Below are 2,332 nucleotides of genomic sequence, written 5' to 3'. Positions count from 1 at the left end.
TCGATTTGATCATCTCTAATGACAAAAGAATTAGCAGTGGTGCCTCGTTGCAAGGCATATTCGATTTCAAATTTGAGCCGGTCCCAAGTACGCGATCGCAATATGAGGGTATCGGTAGCAATATAGAGAGGTTGGACGTCACGGGGTTTTGTAGTGTTCATGGTTCAGGTTAGCCGATTACATTTAGAACTGCTATTAATGTTTAGTAATGATTTCCCACTTTCCGATGGTGGATAGCAGTCAGAGACTCTGGCTTAGAAACCCGTCCGGTGTCAACGGTAGAGTAAACAATCCAATGATCACTACACTCCATACGAGTGGTAACTTTACACTCTAGATAGGCTAGGGCGTCGCTCAGAATCGGGGAACCGTTTTCTGCGGTTTGTGTATTAACCCCTGCAAAGCGGTCAGCACCAGGTTTGAAGCGCTTGAGGAAGTGTTTCATCAAGTCTTGGTAGTTGCCTTCTTCCAGTACATTGAGTACAAAGCGGTCTCCCACTTGCATCAAGGATTCAATCGCCCGGTCTTTGGCTACAGCAATGGTGAAACCGAGAGGCTCGAAGCTAGCTTGGCTCACCCAAGAGGCTAACATCGCACTCTTGACATCCCCTTTCTTAGCGGTAATGATGTATAACCCACCACTGATACGACCTAGGGCTTTGTCTAGGTCTGTATCTAGGGATTTCATGTTCTTGATCAAGCGATCGCGACTCAACCATTGCCCGATGTCAGTACCAGCTTCTTCACAAAGCTTGTAAGTGGTTTCACTAGGAGTGTCTTTGATGCGAATCCCAGGAAAGGCTTCTTTGAGTCCTAGGCTTCTCAATTGACTGCGTAGGGGGTCAATCGGTTCGTCATCTTCGCCATAGGATTCAAACAGACCAAAGGATTGCTTGGATTTGACCGCAGCCAATACCGTGCTAACTGCTGCTGTAGTGTTGCTGTTTGTGGCTGGAGCCATGCCAATCACTATGCCAGCCGCGCGGTTGACCGCTTCCTGAACCTCTTGGGGGTCAGCGGATTTGAGGTCCATCATCTCCACAGCAATCTCAGTTTTGGTAATCCCTAGGGCGATCGCTTGAGAAATGCGATCGCTATAGCCATAATCTGAGACATAAAACACAACAACGGATTTTTCTGCCTTGGCCTTAGCTTGACTCCAGTTGCGGTAATTTCCTACCAGTTGTTCTACATTGTGGCGCAGTAGAGGACCATGACCATTAGCAATAGTAGTCACCTCTCCCAACTTATCCATCCGCTTGAGAGCAGATAGCACTGAACGGGCATTGGGAGCCATCAGGCATTCGTAGTAAAATCGATAATCTGCTTCGATAGCGCTGAGGTTGTCATCATAGGTGCTAGCAGAGCAGTAGTGCATGCCAAACACATCACAAGTATACAGCACCTTAGTCCCGGCATCGTAAGTGAGCATGGTGTCGGGCCAATGGAGATTAGGGGCATTAACAAAATCCAGGATATGCCCATTGCCTAAATCTAGCTGATTACCAGTTTTGACAATTTGGCGCTGAAACGGTTGATGTACAAAGTCTTCCAGGAACTGGATTGCCACTTTTGAGCCCACCACAGTAATATCTGGAGCCAGTGCAAGGATATCTTTGACTAAGCCACTGTGGTCTGGTTCGGTATGGCTGATAATTAGGTAATCAATATCGGTAGGGTTAATTAGTCCAGTTAGAGTATCTAAATATAGCTGGCGGAATTTTTCATGGGAGGTATCGACCAAGGCAATTTTCTCACCCCGAATCAGATACGAGTTGTACGTGGTGCCGTTTTGTAGTCCAAATTCGATGTCGAAGCGATCGCGATCCCAATCCAAAGAACGAATAGTTGTGGTATCTGGAGCAATCTCGCTAGTCTCTATGGTTAGCCGCTTTTGAACCCGGTCAGTGAGTACTACCATCCCTTTACTCCTTTATCCGCTATTTTTAAGTTATGTAACTTTTCTTTATTTTTACACAAATATTTGCGAAAGCTGGATTTAAATATGCTATAGCTCTGATTTAGGATTGGTTATAGTTCAGTCACCACCAATAGCTGATAGCTAATGCCCTAGGCTAATCCTAGCCTTAACCAACCTTGGCTTTTAGGCCACGCGCTTCGCAGCAAAGCGGGACGCGCGTCCATCGCGTTCAACCTTGGCCTTTCGGCCACGCGCTTCGCAGCAAAGCGGGACGCGCGTCCATCGCGTTCAATAACCTTCAACATTCAACCTTGGCTTTTAGGCCACGCGCTTCGCAGCAAAGCGGGACGCGCGTCCATCGCGTTCAACCTTCAACCAACCAACCTTCAATCTTCAACCTTCAACCTTGGA

General features: G+C 47.2%; 1 protein-coding gene. It reads right to left on the bottom strand.

Translation table 11 applies throughout. From position 1 onward, the window contains the following. Nucleotides 1–202: 202 nt before the first annotated feature. Nucleotides 203–1,921 carry a diflavin flavoprotein gene (locus F6K20_RS34560; RefSeq protein ID WP_287297813.1) on the bottom strand — a complete coding sequence of 573 codons (1,719 nt, stop codon included), beginning with the start codon at nt 1,919–1,921 and terminating at the stop codon, nt 203–205. Nucleotides 1,922–2,332 lie beyond the last annotated feature (411 nt).

The organism is Moorena sp. SIO2C4 (assembly GCF_010672485.1).
Taxonomy (GTDB): domain Bacteria; phylum Cyanobacteriota; class Cyanobacteriia; order Cyanobacteriales; family Coleofasciculaceae; genus Moorena; species Moorena producens.
This window is presented reverse-complemented; position numbering and strand designations above follow the sequence as displayed.